General features: G+C 64.4%; 14 protein-coding genes and 1 riboswitch. Of the genes, 10 read left to right on the top strand and 4 right to left on the bottom strand.

The annotated features are described in order from the left end of the window. The first annotated feature begins 34 nt into the window (after positions 1 to 34). From ACLMAJ_RS17005 to ACLMAJ_RS16980, 6 genes are all read left to right on the top strand, one after another. Positions 35 to 547, top strand: a complete 513-nt coding sequence (locus ACLMAJ_RS17005; protein WP_412014670.1) for a GtrA family protein — start codon at positions 35 to 37, stop codon at positions 545 to 547. Positions 548 to 866: 319 nt separating this feature from the next. Next, complete coding sequence (locus tag ACLMAJ_RS17000) at positions 867 to 995, top strand: hypothetical protein (protein WP_412014669.1); 129 nt, start codon at positions 867 to 869, stop codon at positions 993 to 995. A 223-nt stretch (positions 996 to 1,218) separates the two neighbouring features. Beyond that, positions 1,219 to 1,581: a hypothetical protein gene (locus ACLMAJ_RS16995; protein ID WP_412014668.1), complete on the top strand. Its 363-nt coding sequence runs from the start codon at positions 1,219 to 1,221 to the stop codon at positions 1,579 to 1,581. A gap of 163 nt (positions 1,582 to 1,744) precedes the next feature. Beyond that, positions 1,745 to 2,068 carry a hypothetical protein gene (locus ACLMAJ_RS16990; protein WP_412014667.1) on the top strand — a complete coding sequence of 108 codons (324 nt, stop codon included), beginning with the start codon at positions 1,745 to 1,747 and terminating at the stop codon, positions 2,066 to 2,068. Positions 2,069 to 2,096: 28 nt separating this feature from the next. Then, positions 2,097 to 2,651, top strand: a complete 555-nt coding sequence (locus ACLMAJ_RS16985; RefSeq protein WP_412014666.1) for a hypothetical protein — start codon at positions 2,097 to 2,099, stop codon at positions 2,649 to 2,651. A gap of 230 nt (positions 2,652 to 2,881) precedes the next feature. Continuing rightward, entirely contained in the window at positions 2,882 to 3,478 is a 597-nt protein-coding gene (locus tag ACLMAJ_RS16980; RefSeq protein WP_412014665.1) for a hypothetical protein, read from the top strand. A 112-nt stretch (positions 3,479 to 3,590) separates the two neighbouring features. Here ACLMAJ_RS16980 and coaD read toward each other — a convergent pair whose 3' ends face one another. The 3 genes from coaD to ACLMAJ_RS16965 are packed head-to-tail and all read right to left on the bottom strand — an operon-like array spanning position 3,591 to position 8,089. After that, complete coding sequence (gene coaD, locus ACLMAJ_RS16975; RefSeq protein WP_412014664.1) at positions 3,591 to 4,076, bottom strand: pantetheine-phosphate adenylyltransferase; 486 nt, start codon at positions 4,074 to 4,076, stop codon at positions 3,591 to 3,593. A 3-nt stretch (positions 4,077 to 4,079) separates the two neighbouring features. Continuing rightward, entirely contained in the window at positions 4,080 to 4,655 is a 576-nt protein-coding gene (gene rsmD, locus ACLMAJ_RS16970; RefSeq protein ID WP_412014663.1) for a 16S rRNA (guanine(966)-N(2))-methyltransferase RsmD, read from the bottom strand. Then, on the bottom strand, positions 4,652 to 8,089 hold the full coding sequence (locus tag ACLMAJ_RS16965) for a pyruvate carboxylase (protein ID WP_412014662.1): 3,438 nt from the start codon (positions 8,087 to 8,089) through the stop codon (positions 4,652 to 4,654). Before ACLMAJ_RS16965 ends, rsmD begins: the two co-directional genes overlap by 4 nt. Positions 8,090 to 8,567: 478 nt before the next feature. Next, positions 8,568 to 8,797, top strand: a riboswitch (cobalamin riboswitch). 80 nt (positions 8,798 to 8,877) lie between these two features. On the opposite strand from ACLMAJ_RS16965, the gene metE reads away from it, so the two are divergent. The 4 genes from metE (at position 8,878) to ACLMAJ_RS16945 (ending at position 13,287) form a co-directional block, all read left to right on the top strand. After that, entirely contained in the window at positions 8,878 to 11,211 is a 2,334-nt protein-coding gene (gene metE / locus ACLMAJ_RS16960) for a 5-methyltetrahydropteroyltriglutamate--homocysteine S-methyltransferase (protein WP_412014661.1), read from the top strand. Between the two features lie 663 nt (positions 11,212 to 11,874). After that, positions 11,875 to 12,189, top strand: a complete 315-nt coding sequence (locus tag ACLMAJ_RS16955; RefSeq protein WP_412014660.1) for a hypothetical protein — start codon at positions 11,875 to 11,877, stop codon at positions 12,187 to 12,189. A 69-nt stretch (positions 12,190 to 12,258) separates the two neighbouring features. Beyond that, the gene (locus ACLMAJ_RS16950) at positions 12,259 to 12,600 is read left to right on the top strand and encodes a hypothetical protein (RefSeq protein WP_412014659.1); all 342 of its coding nucleotides are present in this window, start codon (positions 12,259 to 12,261) and stop codon (positions 12,598 to 12,600) included. Positions 12,601 to 12,735: 135 nt separating this feature from the next. Further along, positions 12,736 to 13,287: a hypothetical protein gene (locus tag ACLMAJ_RS16945; RefSeq protein ID WP_412014658.1), complete on the top strand. Its 552-nt coding sequence runs from the start codon at positions 12,736 to 12,738 to the stop codon at positions 13,285 to 13,287. Between the two features lie 15 nt (positions 13,288 to 13,302). Here ACLMAJ_RS16945 and ACLMAJ_RS16940 read toward each other — a convergent pair whose 3' ends face one another. After that, entirely contained in the window at positions 13,303 to 15,846 is a 2,544-nt protein-coding gene (locus tag ACLMAJ_RS16940) for an ATP-binding protein (RefSeq protein ID WP_412014657.1), read from the bottom strand. Positions 15,847 to 15,873 lie beyond the last annotated feature (27 nt).

Here is a 15,873-nt window from a genome sequence, read left to right as displayed (position 1 = left end):
TCCCCACCAGAGGCTCTGTTCGATCGGAAAGACAATGACTGTTCTGGAAATCCCGCGACCGACGGCCGCCAGCATCTACGCCCCGTGGGTTGGCCCGTACCCGGTGTTGCGGTCGACAGAGTCCGTCGGTCCCCGGTTCGAACAGCTCATGCGCTACCTGCGCGGCGATCGGCCCTTCGCCCAGCTGATCCGTTTCGCACTTGTCGGCGGGTCCAGCAATATCGCCTACGTGCTGCTGTTCTTCGCGATGCACGGCATCGGTCCCCTGATCGCCAATGTCGTCGGGTCGGTCGTGAGCACCATCATCGCCAACGAGCTGCACCGCCAGCTGACCTTCCACGCTTCCGGCCGAGTCGGCTGGTTCACCGCACAGTGGGAGGGCGGCGGCCTCGCGCTGATCGGCCTCGGCATCACCACCGCAGGACTGGCCGCGATGGACGTGTGGACCCCCGGCCTCGGCGGAGCCGCCGAAGCGAGCGCCATCCTCGCGATCACCGCGGTAGTCGGCGGCATGCGCTTCCTGGCACTACGCGGCCTGGTCTTTTAACACCTGATTTCGTGAGCACATGGCTGGCCAGCAACCACGCCCGGCCACTGTGACCCCCGGCTATGGACGGTGGTTCCTTTGTCGGCGGCTGGGGTCACCATGAGCACCAACCCGAATGAGTTCGAGGCGGCAGATCGAACCGATGTGCCAGCGCAGTCTGCGGTGCCGACGTGTTGCGGCACCGAACGGCAGACCACGTGCTGCGATCAGGGCGAGAAGGCAGGGAGCGGGTGCGGCTGCCAGTAGCCCTTACCTGCCGAGATGCGGTGCGAGCCTCGAGCGGCTCGCACCGCATCTTTGTCTGGTCGTGGGGATGCCGATGACCGGCGGCCGTTCCCAGGCCGGTGTGTCGGTCTATTGGTCCGGCCGCTTCGTCGGTGTCGAGTTCAGCGTTGGATGGGTCGTCCGGGACGGCGTCGACGGGCAGTTCGCGGCGATGCGGCGCTGAGCGGCCTTCAGTTTCCTCGCCTGTCGTCACGATCGCGAGCCTGCATTTCTGCTCGACAGCACCAATGGGGGCTATCTCACCAAGGGTGTTTCCAGCGGTTTGTTTCAGTAGGTTTAGGCATCGGAAACACCATTGGCGAGATAGCCCGAACCGGGGTGACGGTGTGAGATGATTTCGCTGTACTGACGCCAAACCGGCCTGATCCATCACAGTGGAGGCGAGTATGTCGGACAAAGACGATGAAGAGGTGTCGCAATCTGAGCTTGCTGAATTCGACTTCCTTCTGGACGCTTTGAAGGAAGAGGGGGCCGATTCGATCAATGGGTTCGATCTCGTGAGAGGCCTAAACTTTGCGCGGCATGCAAGGGATGACTGGAGAGCGTTCGAACGGCAACAGCGTGCTCGCGAGGCAAGAGCCAGCTGGACGCCACACCATCGCGTCCGATCGATACTTCCAGATGATCTCGCGAAAAAAGACCTGGGCGACCTGACGCTCAAGGAGCTACTCGGCCTTGAAATCCCCATTGAGAAGTTGTTAGAACTTCGGCGAAACCTGGGTGAAGGCAAAGGTAAAACAGGGCCGTGACTACCGAAAGGTAACCTTCCCGAAGAGGGGCGAGAATCGTGAACGCGCTTTCAGTAGATGTTCAAGTCCGGCCAAGGCAGAGTCCGAGCAGTGTTTTCACGATTACGGCTCCCGCGGTGCGCAATCAGTAATCCGGCCTGCTTCATCTAGAGGGAGAGCGAGGATGTCGAACAAAGATGACGAAGAGGTTTCGCGATCTGAACTCGCCGCGTTTGACATCCTACTGGATGCGTTGAACAAAAAGGGGGTCGATTCGATAAATGCGTTCGATCTCGTGGGAGGCGCAGACTGGACACGGAATATATATAGATGGGACGACCGGGTCAGAAGGGGCAACCGCATACGATCCATACTTCCAGATTCTCTCGCGAAGAGGGACCTCGGAGAGTTGACGGTCAAAGAGCTGCTCGGCATCGAGATTCCTGTCGAGGAGTTGATAGAGCTTCGGCGAGACCTGAGCGGAGGCAAATACCGAGAGGGGTCGTGATTGCCGAAAAGGAGCGTGCCGGAAGGGGTTGGAAATCGTGAATGTGGTTGCCGGAGTCACTGTCATCGGACTGTTCTCGATTTGGCTCGCGCTTTCAGTGGCTTCGCAGATTATCCCCGACCGAGTCCATGCAATGTTCCCACGGTTAAGCGTGTTCGGACTGATCCCTGCATGGACCTTTTTCGCTCCTCGGCCGGGCGTGCACGATATACACTTGCTCTACAGAGACCGTTCTGCAGACGGAACGGTGACTGGAGTGATGTATATTCCAACAATTCCAGGCAGGCGTTGGTTTCATTTCATCTGGAATCCGCGCAAGTATGAAAACAAGATTCTGGCAGACTGCATTGCCTCGCTATTCGAGCAACTGCATGCACTTAAGAAGAGTGACCGAGACCTCAGAGCAATCCTGCTGTCGAGTTCATATTTGACACTGCTGAACATCGTTATGCACATGCCGCCGTCAAGTGGTGCCGAAGCGCGACAGTTCGTCATTGCGGAGAATGCTCGAGGTCGACGGCTGAATGATCGGCATATATCGTTCATTAGTGAATTTCACAGGTTCGAGGGGGTGCTTGTTTGACGACCCTGGATATCGAGACAACGTACATGCTGTGTAGCCGAATAGCTGGCGTTTGGATTGCGATCAGTAGCGCCGAGCGCCTGGCCAGGATTCGAGCACTGAGGTTCGGGGGCGCATACGATCCAAGGGTTTGTCTTGCAATTGCAGACACAAGTATTCGTCTTAGGCCTGTTTATGATCGACTCGCGAGCAGTGCTCGGCTAAATGTGGGCTTACTTATTGTTCGGCTTGTGGCAGGAGTGGCTCTCATCTGTAGCTCGGACACGTATTCGATCATGATGGCCTGCTGGGGCGTCGTGGCAGGGACGATCCTGGTTTCAGATTGGCTTCTGATGAACGGCGGTGAAGACGGCTCACATCAGATGCTAACCATCCTTAGTGTCGCGTTCGCAATCTCATTAGCGCTGGGCTTTGCCGACTGGCTACCTCAGGCGGGCCTCTATTTCATTGGACTGCAAGCATGCCTTGCCTACGGGACGTCAGGGGTTGCAAAGTTGATCAGCCCGATGTGGCGTAGCGGCGAAGCCATCCCCGCCATACTATTAACACGAACGTATGGTCCCGGCAGCTCGGTGGGTTTACTGCAGAAATACCCCGCAGTAGCGATCGGGAGCTGTTGGATGACGATTGCTTTTGAATCCGCTTTCCTTTTTGCTCCTCTGATGCCGCAGTTGATTCTCATCTCACTGTTCGCGACTGCGGCCATATTTCATATTGTTTGCGCGGGAGCAATGGGGTTGAACGGGTTCTTCTGGTCATTCTGTGCCACCTATCCCGCAATACTCTTTCTCAATCATTCCGTTGCATCTGGCGTGCACCTGTACTGACCGAATTTGCTCGAGGCCAACGGCGAAGAAGAGCTCGCATCAGCGCACACGTAGGGTCGGCGATACCCAGCTGCTCGGTTGTGACCACAGCACCTGGGTCTGGCCTCGAGACTCAGGTGCGGCGGGCCGCGAGCCGGTCCAAGAGGCGCTTGTGGACCGCGGGCGGGAGCATGTCGGTGATGTCGCCGCCGAAGGTCGCCACCTCCTTGACAAGGGAACTGGACAAGAAGCTGAAGGCCGGGTTGGTGGCGATGAAGAAAGTGTCCACGCCGGAGAGCCGCTTGTTCATCTGCGCCATCTGCAGCTCGTAGCCGAAGTCACCCGCGTCGCGAAGGCCCTTGACGATCGCGGTGATGCCTTGTTCCTTCGCGAAGTCGACGAGCAGGCCGTACCACGACTCCACCCGAATATTGGGCAGATGCGCCGTGGCCTCGCGCAGCATCTCCATGCGTTCCTCGACGCTGAACATGCCCTGCTTGTTCTTGTTGATCATGACGGTCACCACGACCTCGTCGAACTGGGTCGAGACCCGGTTGAAGACGTCGATGTGTCCATTGGTCACCGGGTCGAACGAGCCCGGGCACAACGCTCCTGCCATAGCTCAAACGCTAGCAGGCGACTCCTCTACGAATTCGGCGAGCTCGACTCTGGTCTCGCCGTACTTGCGTGTCTTCTCCGGGACATACCCTGCGGGCCAGTCGATCTCGGGCGAACGGATGGAACGCTCCACGACGACCAACGCACCGGGGTTGAGCCAGCCACGCTCGGCCAATGCACGAATGTCGTCGGTCACCGTCGCGGTGTCCACGTCGTAGGGCGGGTCCGAGAGCACCAGGTCGTACGCGCCGCCGCCGCCCTGCGCCAAGACCGCCGCGACCGCGCCGACGCGCAGCTCCGCGCCCGGCAGACCGAGGTCGGCGATATTGCCGCGCACGACTATGGCGGCCCTGCGGTCGGATTCGATCAGCAGTGCCTGCCCTGCGCCACGGGAGAGCGCCTCGAGTCCGAGCGCGCCGGAACCCGCGTAGAGGTCGAGGACACGGACACCGCCGAAATCCATCCGAGCGTCGAGCGCGCTGAACAGGGCCTCACGCACCCGATCGGAAGTGGGCCGTGTCCCCGCGGGCGGCACCCGGAGCCGCCGCCCGCCTGCTGTCCCCGCGACGATCCGCGTCATTCAGGCAGATCACTTCGAGCAGCCCGCACACGATCACTTGTGGACTCACGCACGGTCAGCTCGACAAGCAGATCGCCGCCCTCGACCTGCTGTACTCGCCCGATCGCGATCCTGCCGACGGTGCCACCGCGCGGCGCGGTTATCGCGGCCTCCATCTTCATCGCCTCGATGGTGCCGATGGGGTCGCCCGCGGCGATCGAATCGCCTTCCGACACCGCCAACGTCACCACGCCTGCGAAGGGCGCCGCGATGTGACCGGAATTGGCCTTGTCCGCCTTCTCCGCCGCCGGGATCTCGCTGGCGATAGACCTGTCACGAACGGCGACGGGACGAAGCTGACCATTGAGGATGCACATCACCGTGCGCATGCCGCGCTCGTCGGGCTCCGAGATGGCCTCCAGGCCGATGAGCAGGGTGACGCCCTTCTCCAACTGCACGCGATGCTCCTCGCCGCGGCGCAAGCCGTAGAAGAACTGATTCGCCGACAGCCCGGAGGTGTCGCCGTACTTCTCACGGTGCGCGAGGAATTCGGCGGTGGGCGCGGGGAACAGCAACCGGTTCAATGTGTCTCGGCGTTGCTGCGAGGAACCCGCGAGCCCGGCCTCGTCCTCGACGGTCAACGTGGTCTCCGGCTTCGCGGGGCCACGGCCGGCCAGCGCCCTGCTGCGGAACGGCTCCGGCCAGCCGCCCGCCGGGGTGCCGAGTTCCCCACGCAGGAAACCGATGACCGAATCGGGAATGTCATAGCGACCGGGATCGGTGGCGAAGTCCTCGACGTCGACATCGGTGCCGACCAGGGCGAGCGCGAGGTCGCCGACCACCTTGGACGAAGGGGTCACCTTGACGAGGCGACCGAGCAGCCGGTCGGCCGCCGCGTATTTCGCCTCGACCTCTTCGAAACGGTCACCGAGCCCGAGCGCGATGGCCTGCTGACGCAGGTTCGACAGCTGACCGCCGGGAATCTCGTGGGTGTAGACCCGGCCGGTCGGTGCGGGAAGCCCGGATTCGAAGGGCGCGTACACCTTTCGCAGCGCCTCCCAGAACGGCTCGAGATCACAGACGTTCTGGAGATTCAGGCCGGTGTCGTAGGTGCTGTGCGCCGCGGCCGCGACAATCGCCGAGAGCGCGGGCTGGCTGGTGGTACCCGCCATGGAGGCGCTCGCGCCGTCGACGGCATCGGCACCGGCCTGCCATGCGGCCAGATAAGTGGCCAGCTGCCCGCCGGGGGTGTCGTGGGTGTGTACATGCACCGGCAGGTCGAAGTTGCTGCGCAGCGCGGTCACCAGCGTGGCGGCGGCGGGGGCGCGCAGCAGTCCCGCCATGTCCTTGATGGCGAGGACGTGTGCGCCCGCGTCCACGATCTGCTCGGCGAGCTTCAGGTAGTAGTCGAGGGTGTAGAGAGACTCGTCCGGGTTCGACAGGTCACCGGTGTAGCTCATCGCGACTTCCGCTATGGCGGTACCGGTTTCGCGCACCGCATCAATGGCGGGGCGCATCTGGTCGACATTGTTGAGCGCGTCGAAGATGCGGAAGATATCGATGCCGGTCGTGGTGGCCTCGGAGACGAACGCGCGGGTCACCTGCTCCGGGTACGGCGTGTAGCCGACGGTGTTGCGGCCGCGCAGCAGCATCTGCAAACAGATGTTCGGCACCGCCTCGCGAAGTGCGGCCAGCCGCTCCCACGGGTCCTCGTACAGGAAGCGAAGCGCCACATCGTAAGTCGCGCCGCCCCAGGCCTCGATGGACAACAGCTCGGGGGTCATCCGCGCGACATGTCCGGCCACGGCGAGCAGGCCGTTGGTGCGCACCCTGGTGGCGAGCAGCGACTGATGTGCGTCGCGGAAGGTGGTATCGGTGACTGCGACGGCATTCTGTTCGCGTAACGCGCGTGCGAAACCCTCGGGGCCGAGGGTCAGCAGCCGTTGCCGGGAACCGGCGGGCGGCGGCACCGTCAGATCGATCGCGGGCAGCTTGTCATGGGGGTAGACCGTGGTCGGTCGGTCCCCGTGTGGCTTGTTCACGGTGACATCGGCCAGATAGTTGAGAATCTTGGTGCCACGGTCGGCCGATCCACGCAGGGTCAGCAGCTGCGGGCGCTCCTCGATGAACGAGGTGGTGACCCGGCCCGCACGGAAGTCGGGGTCGTCGAGCACGGCCTGCAAGAACGGAATATTGGTCGCCACACCGCGGATTCGGAACTCCGCCACCGCACGCCGCGCCCGCGCGATCGCGGTCTCGAAGTCGCGGCCACGGCAGGTCAGCTTCACCAGCATCGAGTCGAAGTAGGCGCCGACTTCGGCGCCGAGGTTCGCGCCGCCGTCGAGGCGGATGCCGGCGCCACCGGGTGTGCGGTAGGCGGTGATGCGGCCGGTGTCGGGACGGAAACCGTTGGCCGGGTCCTCGGTGGTGATACGGCACTGCAACGCGGCGCCGCGGATCAGCACGGTCTCCTGGCTCAGGCCGAGCTGTTCGAGCGTCTCCCCCGCCGCGATGCGCAGCTGCGACTGCACCAGGTCGACGTCGGTGATCTCTTCGGTCACCGTGTGCTCGACCTGGATGCGCGGGTTCATCTCGATGAAGACATGCTTGCCGCGCTCGTCGAGCAGGAACTCGACGGTGCCCGCGCAGCTATAGCCGATCTGTCGAGCGAAGGCCACCGCGTCCGCGCAAATCCGCTCGCGCAGCACGGGATCGAGATTCGGCGCAGGCGCGAGCTCGATCACCTTCTGGTGCCTGCGCTGCAACGAACAGTCCCGCTCGAACAGGTGCATCACGTTGCCGTGCTGGTCGGCGAGAATCTGCACCTCGATGTGGCGCGGGTTGATCACGGCCTGCTCGAGGAACACCGTCGGATCACCGAAGGCCGACTCGGCCTCCCTGGACGCGGCCTCGATCGACTCGCGCAGCTGCTCGGGAGCGGCGACACGGCGCATACCGCGGCCACCGCCACCTGCGACGGCCTTCACGAAGATCGGGAAGTCCAGCTGCTGGGCAGCCGCCAGCAGCTCCTCGACATCCGCCGACGGCTCGCTCGACCGCAGCACCGGCAGCCCCGCCACCTTCGCAGCGGCGATCGCGCGGGCCTTGTTGCCTGCCAGCTCCAGCACCTCCGCCGACGGGCCGATGAAGGTGATGCCCTCGCGGGCACAGGCGGCGGCGAGATCGGGATTCTCGGACAGGAAGCCATAGCCCGGGTAGATCGCGTCGGCGCCCGCCGACTTGGCGGCCTCGATAATGGCGTCGATGGACAGGTACGCCCGGACGGGATGGCCCTCTTCACCGATCTGGTAGGACTCGGCCGCCTTCAACCGATGGACCGAGTTGCGGTCCTCGTACGGGAAAACCGCGACGGTTCCGATGCCGAGCTCATAGGCCGCGCGGAAGGCCCGAATCGCGATTTCGCCGCGGTTGGCAACCAAGACTTTCGAGAACATTGATCCAACGTACCCGCCCCCGAACCGGCCCCTGGCACGCAAGGTCCCTTCGCAAGAATCTTCACAACGCGACCTAGCACGCTTGCGAAGTTGCGTTAATGCAGTGTTTATATTGCAGTACCCATGGCGCCGGTTGTTCGCACGCCCGTGCCAGGTGTTATCGCATCCCCGTCGCAAGCATCACCACCAACGCGCCCACTCGCCACGACCCCGTATTCCGAGCGAAGCGAGACCGAGCACTAGAGTTCGCGGCCCGTCTCGCGTCCGAGCGTCCGAAGCGCATGCGCCGCAGGCGCGAGTCTCGGACGCTCGGACGCGAGACCAAGGGGGCCGCGAACACGCGACGCCGCAGGCGTCGCCAAAAAAACACAGCCCCGCGAACACGCAGCGCCGCAGGCGCTGCCTATGCTGGATGTGCAGCTGGTTCGCCGGTACGCAGACGAGTTGGAGCCCCGACGTCGCGTGCCGGAGCCGAAGCTCGCTCATCTGTATGTCAGGTGTGCGGGTGAAGAGGGAACCCGGTGAGATTCCGGGACTGTCCCGCAGCGGTATGCAGGAACGACCGCCGTCATAAGCACTGAGCTCCATGGGCACCTAGCCCGGCGGCTCGGGAAGCGACGGCCAGTAGGTGAGCCCCGGCGCAGGCCGGGGTCGGCCAGAAGGCCCGTGCCCGCAAGTCCGAAGACCTGCCAGCCGTGCCGGATACGCCGTATCCGGCGGCCACCGCCTCGTGGATTGGGCGCGCGGACCAGTGCGACGTGTCGGGCTCTGTTGTCGGTTCCTCCGGCATGTCACTTGGTTTCCGCGTGCTCGTAGGGCGTCTGGCCTCTCGAACTCAGCACTGGAGAAACATCGTGACTGTTTCGCACTACACACCGTTCACCGCAACGGTTCTCGGCCTACCGCGGGTGGGGCCGCAGCGTGAGCTCAAGCGCGCCACCGAGTCCTATTGGGCCGGGCGCATCGACGCCGGGCAGCTGCACGCCGTCGCACGCGACCTGCGGCGCACCCAGCTCGCCGAACTACAGGCCGCCGGACTCGATTCGATCCCCGTCGGCACCTTCTCCTACTACGACCAGGTGCTCGACACCGCCGCGCTGCTCGGCGCGCTGCCGCCGAGGGTGGCAGGGATCGCCGATCCGCTGGACCGTTATTTCGCCGCCGCGCGCGGCACCGACACCGTCGAGCCGCTGGAGATGACCAAGTGGTTCGACACCAACTATCACTATCTGGTGCCGGAAATCTGCCCTGACACCGCATTTTCGCTGCACCCCGAGCAGCTCTTGGAGCAGCTGCGCGAGGCGCTTGCCGCCGAGGTGCCAGCACGGCCGGTCGTCGTCGGTCCGATTACCTTCCTGAAGCTGGCGAAGGCGAGCGGCGGCTCGGCACTTGATCGCCTCGGCGAGCTCGTTCCGCTCTACGGTGAGCTGCTGCGACTGCTCGCCGCCGCGGGAGCCGAGTGGGTGCAGCTCGACGAGCCGGTCGTGGTCACCGATCTCACCGACGACGAAATCGAGCTGATAGGAAACACTTACGCCGAGCTGTCGGCGGCCAAGGATCGTCCGGCGATCCTGGTGGCAACCTACTTCGGCAAGCCGGGCGCCGCGCTCACCGCACTGGCAGGCACCGAGATCGAGGGCATCGCACTCGATTTCACCGCGGTCACCGAGCTCTCGGAAGTGGTTGCGGTACCGGCACTTGCGGGCAAGCTGCTGGTCGCCGGTGTGGTCGATGGCCGCAATGTGTGGCGTGCCGACCTCGATCGCGCCCTTGCCACACTCGGCACTCTGCTCGGTTCCGCTACGACGGTGGCGGTATCGAGCTCCTGCTCGCTGTTGCATGTGCCCTACACCCTCGACACCGAAACCGGCCTGGACGCGCAGCTGCGGTCATGGCTGGCGTTCGGTGCGGAAAAGGTCGCCGAGGTGCGGCTGCTCGCTACCGCGCTGAACGAGGGCACCGAAACCATCACCACCGAGTTGGGGACGGTCCGTGCGGCTTTGGCGAGCAGGCGCGCGGATATACGGCTCGACGATCCGAAGGTGCGGGCCAGGCTTGCCGCGCTCGGACCGGACGCCCTCCGGCGGGCGCCCGCCGAGCAGCGTCGGGTATTGCAGGCCGAACGGCTGCGGTTGCCCGCGCTGCCGACCACGACGATCGGCTCCTACCCGCAGACCTCAGCGATCCGATTGGCACGGGCCGCGCTGCGCAAGGGTGACATCGACAACGCCGAGTATGTCCGTAGGATGCGTGCGGAGATTGCCGATGTCGTAGCGCTGCAAGAGAAGCTGGGGCTGGACGTGCTCGTGCACGGCGAGCCGGAGCGCAACGACATGGTGCAGTACTTCGCCGAACAGCTCGACGGCTTCGCCGCCACCGAGGCGGGGTGGGTGCAGTCCTACGGCACCCGCTGCGTGCGGCCGCCGATCCTCTACGGCGACGTGGCGCGACGCACCCCGATGACCGTCGATTGGATCAGCTATGCCCAGTCGCTGACCGACAAGCCGGTCAAGGGCATGCTCACCGGTCCGGTGACGATCCTGGCCTGGTCTTTCGTGCGCGACGACCAATCGCTCGCGGACTCGGCACGGCAAGTGGCGCTGGCGATCCGGGACGAGACGGTGGATCTGCAGGCCGCAGGCATTCGGATCGTCCAGGTCGACGAACCCGCGCTGCGAGAACTGCTGCCGCTGCGTGCGGCCGATCAACCCGCCTACCTCGACTGGTCGGTACAGGCGTTCCGGCTGGCGACATCGGGCGTTTCGGATGCCACCCAGGTCCACACCCACCTCTGCTATTCGGAGTTCGGTGAGGTCATCGACGCGATCGCGGGCCTCGACGCCGACGTGACGTCGATCGAGGCGGCCCGCTCGCACATGGAGGTGCTCGACGACCTCAATGCCGCGGGCTTCGACCTCGGCGTCGGACCCGGTGTCTACGACATCCATTCGCCGCGGGTGCCGAGCGTCGAGGAGATCACCACGTCGCTGCGTGCGGCGCTGAAAGCCGTTCCCGCCGAACGACTCTGGGTCAATCCGGATTGTGGCTTGAAGACAAGGGGACCGGTCGAGGTGGAGGCTGCGCTGCGCAATATGGTCGCCGCCGCGGCCGCAGTCCGCTGATGTATACGGCGTATCGGTGACACGTTCGCAATAATGCGTTCGCATTGAAATCCTTACTCCCTCCGGCCTTCCGGAGGGAGTAAGGACGCCCTCGAAACAAATAGCCCTTCCGAATTATCAATGGTCTCAGCCCGATTCGGGCCCGAGCCAAGGCCGCCGCCTCGGCCGCGTCGGGTAACGCTCACAAACCTCCCCGCCCCGCGGCACCGGCCATATTCGCGATTTTGCACTGATCCCCCGCCGCCACGCCGTATGGCATCCCGGACAACGCCGCATGCGCACCCCTCCTCGCACGATCGAACAGCTCGAATCCCCTTTGCTGTCTTCGACGTGCGCGAACCCGATCGGGTTCCCCCTTTTCGCGACGAGTTTCCGATACCCGCGCCGCGGGAACCGATCACCTCCGCACCCTCGGCCCCCGCGAGCCGCACACGAAACCCGCACCCGCCGAACGCCGCCGGCCTGCCCCGATTCCGAGCCGAAGGCGGCGAACCCCTTCCCGAAACCTCTGCGAAACCTGTTCGTAACTGCGTATTCCTCGGCAAAACCTCTGGACATCTATCGGACCGTCGATTAATGTGACGTTATATAGCGGCACGATAGATAGTGTCTAGCTAGCCGGGGGATCCCCGGGCGATCTACAGATCGTGAAGGACGCAAGCGATGACCGGACACAACCCACAGCAACGGGCAACGAAAACACTGCTCGGCCTGCTGATCGTGAGCGCAACGGTGGTGACCCCTGCGGTGCTGATGCCAGCGCAGGTTCTAGCCCAGCCCGGCCCGACCGCTTCAACAGTGCGGGCCGAATCCCCCAGCCATCACGGACGTGACAAATCGGGAAGCGATTCGTCGCGCCAACGCAGGCGCAATGACGAGAACCGCGAACGCAGGCGCAATGACAACAACCACCGTCGCCAGAACTGCGGAGCGCAATTCATTCCTGGTCCGCTCTTCTGCGGTCTCTTCACTAACTGACCAGCGAAACGCCAGTTAGCCCGACCTCGCAAAGCTTGATTACAGCTCGAAATCGAACGGAGAAATACCATGATCACCAATATCAACACCCGCCGCCTGCTTACCTGTACTGCCATCGTCGGCGCCATCATCACCGCCGGTGCGGGGATGTCGTCCGCAGTGCCCGGTGACCATTCCTACGGCGGGGCCGGCCGCGGCGGTTCCTACAGCCAGGGCGATTCGGCGGGCGCGCACAAGATCGACCCCATGGGTTACCACCACTACGAAAACAATCCCCAGCGACGCCTCGAGCAGGAACAGAACCTGCGCGATTACCACCAGAACCAGAACCAGAACCAGAACCCCCGCAGCTACCAGCCTCAAGGCGGTGGCCGGCAAATCTGCAAGGCACAGGCGAGCTGGTGCAGGTAAGCCGTTCTGCGGCCATTACCGAAACCCTCTTCACCCTCAACCATGCCGTTACTCAACGGCACATTGCATGACTGTGTAGTACCCGAAGCCCGATCGACATCGGCTGTTGGGATAGACGACGAAAGAGAGAAGCCGATGTTCACAATGAGCGGACGTGAGACGGCACTGCCGACAGGTACCGACCGGAGCACTTCGAAGGCCAAGGCGATGGCCATGCTCGCGATCACCGTGGTGACAGCGGGCGGTATCGGTGTCGGCGCGGGAACCGCGGCGGCCGAGCCTGCCGTCTCCTGCCGCTGGGCCGGGGACGCCTACACACAGGGCACGGCGGTGAACGCGGGCGGCTGGAACTTCACCTGTCGATCCGATCGCTTCGGCGGCCCGAACTGGGTACGCGGGCACGCGGTGAACGGGCACAGCACCGTCCACAACCCCGGTGCGTCCACGAACCCGACCGGACTGTTCAGTCCGGGAGCGCGGCAGCCGGGAACCTCGTACAACGACTATTGCGTCGGCAGTCAACTGATCGAAGGCGCCGAAGACGTGTACCAGGTTGTCGCGGACCGGAACGGCGCCGTGTACTGGAAGGCCGCGGAGTCGATCGACATGTGGACCTTCGACGGAGGCACCGGGCCACAGCGCTCGTGGCGATCCGCGAGCCTCTGCAACGACGGCAACCTGACCTGATCGCCGCGGCGAGCTTCACGGACGTGCCGGGAACCTCGACGGCCGTTGCTCGGATTCGAGACGAATCCGATCGGTGAGTTCGCCGGGCACATGCCACATGATGTCCGCGCGAGTGGCCGCCATCAATTTCCGGCGAATGGCCACGACCTGGGCGTCTACCGTTCGAATGGAACTACCGCGGCGCGCGGCGATGGCGCTGTTCGCCCATCCCGCGGCCGCAAGCACCGCGACGTCGCGCTCCGCCGGTGAGAGTTCTCGCCAGCGTGAGGCGGTCGTACGCACCACCGGTGCGTCGGTCGGCAGCTCATCGATGGCGAACCTTCCGAGCATGAACCGTTGCAACTCATCGAGTTCCGGCCGCATTCGCGCGCCACGGCGCGCGGCCGCCGCGTAGTTCTCCGCACCCAGGATCGATGTCGCCACCGCGACAGCGTTTTCGATGCCACGAGCCACCAGCGTGACCCGCTCGGCGACTATGCCCATCGACCGGTGCAACGTAGCGATACCTCCTTGGAGGTGGGCGATTTCGGTCGCCGCCGCACGGAGTTCGACAAGGCCACCATCCCGCGCGGCGATCCGGGCGGCGAGAATGTAAGTCGACGCCATCGTGCTGAAGTGGATGATCCAGCCCGCCGTCCACCGGTCACCCGAGATCAGCAGGCGTTCCACCGCGGCACGGGCGACGTCGATCGCCTCGCGCGGATCGCCGTGCCTGGAGACCGCGATCATCCACGCCAGCTCGCCCCAAGAGATCGCCCATTGGGAATTGGTGGCGATGGACCGGTCGAGATGCCGCCGCGCCGCGCTGAGAGCCTGCTCGGCGTCACCGAGATTCGCCTGGGTCAGCGCCAGGAACAGTTCGCTGCGTTCGACCCCGCCTTCGTCATCTGCCTCGGCGAACTTCCTACTCGCCCTTGCCAATACGTCGGCAGCGCGCAGGTCGAGGTGCATGAGGAACAGCTCGAGACCCCAGGTGAACTCTACTGGGGCCGGTAAGCCGATGTCCGCGCTCGGGTTCTCGCGCCAGAGCTGGTGCAGTGCCGGATCGGACAGACATTCCGCGGCACACTCGTCGAGGAGCTGCGTGGTGTAGGCGTGTCTGCCTTGCCAGATCGAAACCCATCCGACCAGCGCGGTCGCGGTGATCCGGAGTTGGGTCGCCGGCGGATCGACATGTCTCGTGGCCTCCAGCGCCTGTTCGGTGAGACCACCGATGGCACGGTTGGCGCCGGTGATGAACTGAATGCGTAGCGCCATGAGAATGGCGGCGGTCTCCAGGCCGACGACGGCTTCGGCGGGGTCGTCGAGGCTGGTTTCGATGCCGAGCAGAATGTTGCACCACGCCGAACGTGCCCAGGCGAGCCAGTCCTGTTCGTCAGGTCCGTACCAGGCGGCCTGGCCGCCGGCGACTTTGTCCCGGTAGTAGCGCCGATGACGGGCCAGCAATCGCGCTTCGTCCAACTCGTCGCTGCGCGAGGACAACCGGTCCCGCACGAACACTCCGACACTTTCGAGTAGGTAGTACCGGATCATGGTCGGCGCGATGCGCGCGGAGACCAGCGACCGCTCCGTCAGCCGCTCGAGCAACCGCTCGACCTCCTCGGGTGGCAGCGCCCGATCAGCGCATACCGCGATGATGGCCTCGGATTCCGCGCCGCCGCCGAAGACATCGTCGCCGTCGCTGTCGCATCCGGTCACGAACACCGACATCCGGTCGAGCAGGAGTTGTTCACGCGCGGTGCACAGCCCGTACGACCATGCGATCACGTCGCGAACGCTGCGGTGACGTTCCTCGGTGCCGAGCCGGGCGCCGTTGGACCACTGCAATCGTCGGTCGTCGGTATCGCCGGTGAGTTCGCGCAGCACGATGGCGGGCGGCCGGTGCAGCAGCCGTGCCGCCGCGAGCCGGATGAACAGCGGGTTGTTGTCCACGTGCCAGCAGATCTGCTCGGCGATGGCGAGCTGCGCGGGATCGTCGGAGATCGGTCTGCCGGTGAGCTGCGCGCGACGCAGCAACAGCTCGAGCGCGTGAGCAGACGACATCGGGGGCACCGTCACGATGTGCTCGTCGATCCAGCCCAACGGTTCCCTGCTGGTCGCGATGATTGTCAGTCCTGGCACCGCTTCGAGCAGGCCGATGATCAGCGGACCGACACCGGCGAGCACATGCTCGCAGTTGTCGAGTACCAAGATCGTTCGATGGCTCGGCGACATGCCGCGGATGGTGAAAGTCTCCAGCAGCCCGTCCCAAGCCGACCTTGCGGCGATATCGGAGGTCACGACCGATTGCACCACCTCTTCGGCCACCACTCCGGTGTCGGAACCCGGCGCCAACCTGGCCAGCCGCGTCCAGTAGACCGTGTGGTCCGGTGTCTTCCGATACCTGCGCAGCGCTTCGGATGCCAACGTGGTCTTCCCGATTCCACCCGGTCCAGCCAGCGTGATCAGCCGTGCGGTAGATGAGGCGAGTAAACCGGCGACCCGTTGCAATTCGGTGTGCCTGCCAACGAACTCACTCGGCGCGGCGGAAACAGCATCGCCGGGCTGCACTGCAGACATCCTTGCTCACCTATCGATTACGAGGCC

The organism is Nocardia arseniciresistens, from assembly GCF_046764875.1.
GTDB lineage: Bacteria > Actinomycetota > Actinomycetes > Mycobacteriales > Mycobacteriaceae > Nocardia > Nocardia arseniciresistens.
The sequence above is the reverse complement of the archived record's forward strand: the minus strand, read 5'-3'. Positions and strand labels throughout refer to the sequence as shown.

Bases quoted from the DNA above. Each gene is read 5' to 3' on its own strand.
- rsmD (WP_412014663.1), bottom strand. From the start codon at position 4,655: ATGACGCGGATCGTCGCGGGGACAGCAGGCGGGCGGCGGCTCCGGGTG.
- metE (WP_412014661.1), top strand. From the start codon at position 8,878: ATGTCACTTGGTTTCCGCGTGCTCGTAGGGCGTCTGGCCTCTCGAACT.
- coaD (WP_412014664.1), bottom strand. From the start codon at position 4,076: ATGGCAGGAGCGTTGTGCCCGGGCTCGTTCGACCCGGTGACCAATGGA.
- ACLMAJ_RS17000 (WP_412014669.1), top strand. From the start codon at position 867: ATGACCGGCGGCCGTTCCCAGGCCGGTGTGTCGGTCTATTGGTCCGGC.
- ACLMAJ_RS16950 (WP_412014659.1), top strand. From the start codon at position 12,259: ATGATCACCAATATCAACACCCGCCGCCTGCTTACCTGTACTGCCATC.
- ACLMAJ_RS17005 (WP_412014670.1), top strand. From the start codon at position 35: ATGACTGTTCTGGAAATCCCGCGACCGACGGCCGCCAGCATCTACGCC.
- ACLMAJ_RS16940 (WP_412014657.1), bottom strand. From the start codon at position 15,846: ATGTCTGCAGTGCAGCCCGGCGATGCTGTTTCCGCCGCGCCGAGTGAG.
- ACLMAJ_RS16995 (WP_412014668.1), top strand. From the start codon at position 1,219: ATGTCGGACAAAGACGATGAAGAGGTGTCGCAATCTGAGCTTGCTGAA.
- ACLMAJ_RS16945 (WP_412014658.1), top strand. From the start codon at position 12,736: ATGTTCACAATGAGCGGACGTGAGACGGCACTGCCGACAGGTACCGAC.
- ACLMAJ_RS16955 (WP_412014660.1), top strand. From the start codon at position 11,875: ATGACCGGACACAACCCACAGCAACGGGCAACGAAAACACTGCTCGGC.
- ACLMAJ_RS16990 (WP_412014667.1), top strand. From the start codon at position 1,745: ATGTCGAACAAAGATGACGAAGAGGTTTCGCGATCTGAACTCGCCGCG.
- ACLMAJ_RS16965 (WP_412014662.1), bottom strand. From the start codon at position 8,089: ATGTTCTCGAAAGTCTTGGTTGCCAACCGCGGCGAAATCGCGATTCGG.